This window comes from Algibacter sp. (assembly GCF_029245835.1).
GTDB lineage: Bacteria > Bacteroidota > Bacteroidia > Flavobacteriales > Flavobacteriaceae > Algibacter_B.
In genome coordinates this window covers 45,165-53,156 of the sequence record NZ_JAQWOO010000085.1, presented here as the reverse complement: position 1 = coordinate 53,156, position 7,992 = coordinate 45,165, and the positions used below count along the sequence as shown (strand labels likewise).

Below are 7,992 nucleotides of genomic sequence, written 5' to 3'. Positions count from 1 at the left end.
GAAGCTATAGAAGAGGTGTTTTAAATAAATATATTTTTGAAACCATAGAACAAGTTAGAGTGCAAACACAAATATGGATGGATGATTATAATCATTTTAGACCTCATGATGCATTAGGAAAAATACCTCCAGTAAAATATGCAGAAATTAATTCTAATGGAGCTAGCTCCATTAGAATTAAAAATAATAAATTTGATAATATTAGAAATTTAAGCAGTTCTAATTAAGGGAAGCCTACAATCTTATTATTTAGAACTAAAATTAAACAGATTGCCAAACTCCGTTCGCAATGAGTAAAAATTACTCACAATCCTCAATAGTCATTTTCGCTAATTGCAGAATTTTATTGAATTGCTCATCTAGAGTCATATGCGAATTATCAATTTCAATAGCGTCTTTGGCTTTTAATAAAGGGGAATCTGCTCTATTTGAATCTAAAAAATCACGTTCTTCAACATTTTTTAGAACATCCTCATAATCCACCTTGTCACCACGTTCTATAAGTTCTAGAAAACGACGTTCTGCTCTAGTTTTAGCAGATGCTGTCATAAATAATTTCAATTCGGCATCAGGAAATACAACAGTGCCAATATCTCTACCATCCATAACCACACCTTTATCTTGACACATTTTTTGCTGTTGTTCTACTAATTTTTGACGAACTTGAGATACTGCCGCAACTTTACTAACAAAACTTGAAACTTCTAGTGTTCGAACTTTGTTTTCAATATTTACATCGTTTAAATAAACTTCTGCAAAACCTAAGGCTTCATTAAACTTAAAAGTGATATTAATTTTAGGTAATTGGTAAATTAAAGCTTCAGAATTAAAATCATCTTTATTTATAAGTCCATTTTGCATTGCGTAAAATGTAACCGCTCTATACATGGCACCTGTATCAACATAAACATATCCTAATGCTCTAGCTAGTTGTTTAGCAACGGTACTCTTTCCTGTTGATGAAAATCCATCTATAGCAATGGTTATTTTATTCATGTTGATATTTAAAAATTTAAGTGTCTAAAGTAATTAAAATGCCTAAAGTGAAAAAATATAACTTATAGTTTATCAATAAATATATTTGATTTTAAACAAACAAAAAATAACCTTTAAAAGACTTGAAAAATTTAGCACAATTAGAACTCTTACTTACTGTAAATCTATTTGCAACCCGAAGAAGTTTGCATTAGCCGCACTAGTAAATTTAGCATGTGTATAACTAAAGCGCATTTTGTTCATTTTTATAGAAATACCCGCAGATAATCCTGAAAAATTACGTTGATCTATGATTCGTAACTCTTCGCCTCTTCTAAAATTATACCCTAAACGAATATTAAAACCTCCGTCGGGAAATAATTCAGCTCCAACAATGGTATGTCTAATAACTTGCCCTATAAAGCCTACTTTTTCTGAAGATTGGTTGCCTGATAAATCACTGATTGCACGCGCAGGATTTGGTCTAGAAATTGGCCATTCCTGTAAATTTTCTAGGGTTACATGCCAACGAATGGGTACATTTTCTAAACGCTGTGACATTCCAAAAGCGACTTCAAAAGGGATGCGCTCGTTAAGATCTGCATATGTAGTTATTTGTGATCCTAAGTTTCTAACTACCAAAGCTGCGTTAAAATCTAAATCTTCATTAATGTAAATAATCCCTAAATCGACTGCTGCTCCAATCGAATTATATTGTTCTAATTTGGAAGTTATGAGTTTTATATTTCCTCCAAAATAAAAATCAGAGTAATCTATTTGTGTAGCATATCCAAATGAAAGTGCTGTCTCATTTCCAGTAAAAGAACCTGTTGAATTCCCTGCCTCATCATAACCATCAAAAGAGCCATAATTAACATAGGTAATACCAGCATGAAACGTTTGAGTTCGTCTATCTATAGTATAAGCATAAGCCGCAGTACCAAAACTAATACCACCCAAATAGCTTGTGTAATTTAAAGCTAATTGATTATCCATTTCTACATTTATAGTAGCTGGATTAAATATAGCTTGCGTAACATCGTAATCTACATTAGTTAAGACCTTACCACCTAAAGCTGCTTGACGAGGTGATGACATCAAATTAAGAAATCGGTATGTAGTTTCTCCTCCTACTTGAGCTAATGAGAGAGAAGTTATGGTTAAACAAAAAAAAGTGATAATTTTTCTTAACATATTTACGACACAAAGTAAGTAAATCTATCTTTAAACGATATCATGTAACTTTTATTTTAATCAAAAAAAATTCCTCAAGACAAAGTGTCTTGAGGTTTATATTAAAATTATTTTTTTTGCAAAAACATAAATCAAGAAAACTTTATGAGTTTTAGAGATTTGTGCTTAATATCAATTATATTTTTTTTGCGTTTTTTACTTTCTGATTTGTAATTGCCAACTTAATAACATCACTCATATCTGTTACATAGTGAAATGTTAAACCTTTTAAATACTCGGGTTTAATGTCTTCAATATCTCTTCGATTTTCTTCACACAACAAAATTTCTTTAATTCTTGCACGTTTTGCTGCTAATATCTTTTCTTTAATTCCTCCAACTGGCAACACTTTACCACGAAGCGTAATTTCTCCAGTCATCGCTAAACTTTTCTTAACTTTCTTTTGCGTAAAAAGGGATACTAATGATGTTAACATGGTAACGCCAGCACTTGGTCCATCTTTTGGAGTTGCACCTTCTGGAACATGAATATGGACATTGTACTTATCGAAAATTGTAGCATCAATTCCAAATTCATCAGCATTGGATTTAATGTATTCCATAGCAATTGTAGCAGACTCCTTCATGACTTTTCCGAGATTACCCGTAATAGTCATAGCGCCTTTCCCTTTTGAAAGAATAGATTCTATAAAAAGAATATCACCGCCAACGCGTGTCCACGCTAAACCTGTTACAACACCAGCTACATTATTATTTTCATATTTATCACGTTCTAATTTAGGGCCTCCTAAGACTTCAATAATATCTTCGTTTGATACTTTAATATTGTAATCCTCTTCCATAGCAATATTTTTAGCTGCATAACGCACCATTTTTGCTACTTGTTTTTCTAAACCTCTTACTCCAGACTCACGCGTATAACCTTCAACAATTTTTTCTAATTGCGGTTTTCCTATTTTTAAATGTTTATCTGTTAAACCATGTTCTTTTAATTGCTTTGGTAATAAATGACGTTTTGCAATTTCTACCTTTTCTTCAATAGTGTATCCTGTTACATTAATAATTTCCATTCTATCAAGTAAAGCAGGCTGAATGGTTGACAAACTATTAGACGTTGCAATAAACATGACTTTAGAAAGATCATACCCCATTTCTAAAAAATTATCATAAAACGCACTGTTTTGCTCGGGGTCGAGTACTTCCAACATGGCAGAAGACGGGTCACCTTGATGCGAATTAGAAAGCTTATCAATTTCATCTAAAACAAAAACAGGGTTTGATGTTCCTGCTTTTTTCAAACTTTGAATAATACGCCCTGGCATGGCACCAATATACGTTTTTCGGTGCCCACGAATTTCAGCCTCGTCTCTTAAACCACCTAGTGAAATACGAACATATTCTCTCCCTAAAGCTTCTGCAATAGATTTCCCTAATGATGTTTTTCCAACTCCTGGAGGTCCATACAGACATAAAATAGGAGACTTCATGTCATTACGCAATTTTAAAACGGCTAAATATTCTATAATTCTTCGTTTTACATCTTCTAGACCAAAATGATCACGGTCTAGAATTTTCATGGCATGCTTAAGGTCGAATTTATCTTCACTAAACGCATTCCATGGTAAATCTAAAAACAATTCTAAATAATTTCTTTGAATAGAATATTCTGCCACTTGCGGATTCATGCGTTGCATTTTGGCAATTTCCTTTTCAAAATGCTTAGCAACATCTTCGTCCCAAAGTTTTTCACTAGCCTTAGCTTTCATCTCATCAATTTCCTCATCATGACTCACGCCACCCAATTCTTCTTGAATGGTTTTCATTTGCTGATGTAAGAAGTACTCCCGCTGCTGTTGGCTCATATCCATCTGAACTCTAGACTGAATATCATTCTTAAGTTCTAATTTCTGAAACTCAACATTCATATACTTTAGGGTTGCTAAAGCACGTTTTTTAAGATCGTTAATTTCTAGAAGTTCTTGTTTTTCGTCTACTGAAAGGTTCATGTTTGATGACACGAAGTTGACTAAAAACGAGTTACTTTCAATATTCTTTATTGCGAAAGAAGCCTCACTTGGAATATTAGGACTTTCCTTAATAATTTCTAAAGCTAAATCTTTTATAGAATCAATAATAGCTGAAAACTCCTTATTCTTTTGGGCTGGTTTTGCCTCCGGAATGTCTCTTATGGTAGCATTCATGTAAGGTACTTCGGTAAGTACTTCTGCTACTCTGAAACGTTTTTTTCCCTGAATGATTACTGTAACATTACCATCTGGCATTTTTAAAACACGTAAAATTCTAGCAACTGTACCAGTTTCATGAATATCTTTAGCTGATGGTTTTTCAACAGCTTCGTCTTTTTGAGCCACTACACCAATAACTTTTCCGCCTTTGTTAGCATCATTTATTAGCTTAATTGAGGCATCTCTACCTGCTGTAATAGGTATTACAACACCTGGAAACAATACCGTATTTCTTAATGATAAGATTGGTAATGTTTCTGGCAATTCTTCATTATTTATCGCTTCTTCGTCCTCTGGTGTCATTAACGGAATTAATTCTGAGTTTTCATCAAATTCCTGAAGTGACAAACTGTCAAGGGTAGTAAATTTAGATTTCTTCATAAATATATTTAGGTCAATCTGTCATTAAAACAAAATTGATCATTTTTTTAATTTAATATTAAACATAGTAACTTGTTGAAAATGAGTATTTTGAAATCAAATACTTATATACAACATCATTATGAATTCAATAGCTATGCCATATTTATGATTCGAGATTCAAAAAATAATGTATTAAGATTTACACCTTTCCCATTTTCTTCAAAGCAAACAATAAAAGAATAGGAATAGCCAATAAAACAATCATCAATAAATTGGTTTCAAACAACCAAGGAGATAATATTAAAGTAATTAAATACCCTCCAATAGCTCCACCAAAATGCGCATCATGACCAATATTACCTACCCTATTTTTCATACCGTAAATAGAATACAATAAATAGCCAATACCAAAGATATATGCAGGAATTGGTATGGGAATAAAAAATAAATATAGATTCATTCCTGGCTGTAATAAAATTGCTGAATAAATAATACCACTTACGGCTCCACTGGCTCCAACAGCACTATAATGATATTCGTTTTTATGAAAATAAAGCGATAATAAACTACCTAATAAAAGGCTTCCAAAATAAACTATTATGAATTCCAAAGGACTCAAAAGCCTAATTACAACATCTGCAAAAAAGTAAAGAGATAACATATTAAACAAAAGATGTTGCGTATCAGCGTGTAAAAAACCACAACTAAATAGTCTTATTTTCTCTCCGCGTTGTACACTACCAACTTGAAATTTGTATTTATCAAAAAAACTATAATCGCCAAAACCTTTATAAGAAATAATCACGTTTGCTGCGATTATTATAATGGTTACTAAATCTAATTTACTCATGTGATATTCGTGTTTAAACTTAAATAAATACTAATTATTGTTTGTAATTGGTATAGTATATATTTGCATTACAAATCTAAAACTAATTCATGCAATTTCTAGTTTATATTCTAGTTTATCCACTTTTATGGATAATATCAATATTACCTTTTAGATTACTGTATATATTATCTGATTGCTTTTATATATTGCTTTACTACATAATCGGTTATAGAAAAAAAGTAGTTTTAAATAATTTAAGGTTAGCACTTCCTAGTAGTACAGAAAAAGAGATTCTCAAAATTAGAAAGCGATTTTATCATCATTTATGTGACATGATATTTGAAGCCATAAAATCCATTACTATTTCTGAAGCTGAAATGCAAAAACGCTATGTGTTTACTAATGTTGAAGAAATAACCAAGCTTGAAAAAGAAAACAGAAGTATTGTTTTATTTATGGGACATTATGCGAGTTGGGAATGGGTTTTTATATTACAAACTCATGTAAAACACAAAGGTTATGCGGTTTACAAAAGACTTAGTAATAAATATTTTGATGCTCTTGTTAAGCGTATTCGAGCAAAATATAACAGTTATTTAATCACTACTAAAGAGACTTTTCCGATACTTATAAAAGCTAAAAGAGACAACAAATTAACGCTTAATGGTTTTGTTTTCGATCAATCTCCAAAACTCCATAAAGCTACACATTGGCAAGGTTTTATGGGAACAGAAGTCCCTGTTCATGTAGGTGCTGAATTACTTGCAAAGCGACTGGATATGGTTACTCTTTTTTTAAAAGTTAAAAAAGTAAAACGCGGATATTATGAAGCAACCTTTACTGACATTGTAAGAAACGCTAAGGCATCTGCTGATTTTGAACTAACTGATCTTTATTTAAAGCGAGTTGAGGAACAAATCCTGGAAGCTCCTGAGTATTATTTTTGGACACATAATCGATGGAAACATCGAGGTAAGAAACCACAGGTTTAAACTCAAAAAATAAAAGCTCCAATTTCCAAAAAAAAAAAAATAATTAGACTCGAAATAAATCACTTACCCTTCTTGGTGGTTTAACCCCGATTGAAACGGCATCCTTATTTTGAGCTTTAGAACAAAGTTAAAGTTAGTTGTGAATTAGATTTAAAAACTAAGCGTGATGAGATATTGAAACAAGTTCAGCACAAGAAAGATACAGTGAAAAGCGGGAAATAGCTTCAAAAAAAACTAATTATAGAGTTTATTTATTAAATGAAAGTCGGCTAAAACCAATGCTGCCATAGCTTCTACAATAGGCACTGCACGAGGTACCACACATGGGTCGTGACGTCCTTTTCCTTGCATTTCTACTGTGTTTCCAGCTTTATCGATAGTTTCGTACTTCTGAATAAGCGTTGCTACAGGTTTAAAAGCGACGCTAAAATAGATATCCATGCCGTTACTAATTCCACCTTGGATACCGCCAGAAAAATTGGTTTTTGTTGTACCATCATTATTAAACGAGTCATTATGGTCGCTTCCGTACATGGTACTTCCGTGGAAACCGCTACCATACTCAAAGCCTTTTACAGCGTTTATGGATAACATGGCTTTTCCTAATTCCGCATGTAATTTATCGAACACAGGCTCGCCTAAACCTACAGGGACATTCTTGATAATACAACTTACAATACCACCAACGGTATCCCCCTTTCCGCGTACTTGCTTTATGTAAGTTTCCATTTTTGCTGCCATGTCTTGATCTGGACAACGTACGATATTGGATTCTACTTTTGTAAGGTCTATCTCGTTATATGGGGTGTCTAATTTCATGGTTCCAACACCTGAAACGTAAGCTGTAATTTCAATATCTTTTAGCATTTGTTTTGCTATGGCTCCAGCTACAACACGACATGCGGTTTCGCGGGCAGAACTTCGACCGCCACCACGATAATCACGTACGCCATATTTTTTATCATACGTATAATCAGCATGACTAGGTCTGTAACTATCTTTTATGTGCGAGTAATCATGAGATTTTTGATTGGTGTTTTCGATAACAAAACCTATGGAAGTTCCTGTGGTTACCCCTTCAAATATCCCTGAATGAAATTTTACGGTATCTGGTTCTTTACGTTGTGTAACAATAGCGGATTGCCCTGGTTTTCTTCGATTTAATTCGTTTTGAATGTCATCTAAATCTAATTTAATTCCAGAAGGACAACCATCAATTACGCCGCCTAAAGCAGGTCCGTGAGATTCTCCATAAGTTGTTAGATTGAATAGTTTTCCGAAGGAATTTCCAGCCATAATTACAATTTTCGGCTAAGTTAAATCTATTCTTATAAATACGAAAATGAAATCGTATTTAGCTTTTATAAATACTATAAGAAAACACGTAACAT

At 32.7% G+C, this 7,992-nt stretch carries 7 protein-coding genes; 2 read left to right on the top strand and 5 right to left on the bottom strand.

Annotation, left to right across the window (positions count from 1 at the left end; all coding sequences use genetic code 11):
- Positions 1-227: integrase core domain-containing protein (locus tag P8K68_RS13785; RefSeq protein ID WP_300252144.1), on the top strand; the 227-nt coding region annotated here is incomplete at its 5' end.
- Positions 228-300: 73 nt separating this feature from the next.
- Here the strand turns inward: P8K68_RS13785 and cmk are convergent.
- The 4 genes from cmk to P8K68_RS13765 form a co-directional block, all read right to left on the bottom strand.
- Complete coding sequence (gene cmk, locus P8K68_RS13780; RefSeq protein WP_300252141.1) at positions 301-996, bottom strand: (d)CMP kinase; 696 nt, start codon at positions 994-996, stop codon at positions 301-303.
- 153 nt (positions 997-1,149) lie between these two features.
- Positions 1,150-2,169, bottom strand: a complete 1,020-nt coding sequence (porQ, locus tag P8K68_RS13775; protein WP_300252138.1) for a type IX secretion system protein PorQ — start codon at positions 2,167-2,169, stop codon at positions 1,150-1,152.
- A gap of 175 nt (positions 2,170-2,344) precedes the next feature.
- A complete protein-coding gene (lon, locus tag P8K68_RS13770) occupies positions 2,345-4,795 on the bottom strand; it encodes an endopeptidase La (RefSeq protein ID WP_300252136.1) in 2,451 nt (816 codons plus the stop codon).
- A gap of 181 nt (positions 4,796-4,976) precedes the next feature.
- Positions 4,977-5,627, bottom strand: coding sequence for a rhomboid family intramembrane serine protease (locus tag P8K68_RS13765; RefSeq protein ID WP_300252134.1), 651 nt, complete (start codon positions 5,625-5,627; stop codon positions 4,977-4,979).
- Positions 5,628-5,716: 89 nt separating this feature from the next.
- On the opposite strand from P8K68_RS13765, the gene P8K68_RS13760 reads away from it, so the two are divergent.
- Positions 5,717-6,601, top strand: coding sequence for a lysophospholipid acyltransferase family protein (locus P8K68_RS13760; RefSeq protein ID WP_300252132.1), 885 nt, complete (start codon positions 5,717-5,719; stop codon positions 6,599-6,601).
- 234 nt (positions 6,602-6,835) lie between these two features.
- On the opposite strand, the gene aroC is transcribed toward P8K68_RS13760, so the two are convergent.
- Positions 6,836-7,897 (bottom strand): chorismate synthase, encoded by a 1,062-nt coding sequence (gene aroC, locus P8K68_RS13755; protein ID WP_300252131.1) that lies wholly within the window; start codon positions 7,895-7,897, stop codon positions 6,836-6,838.
- Positions 7,898-7,992 lie beyond the last annotated feature (95 nt).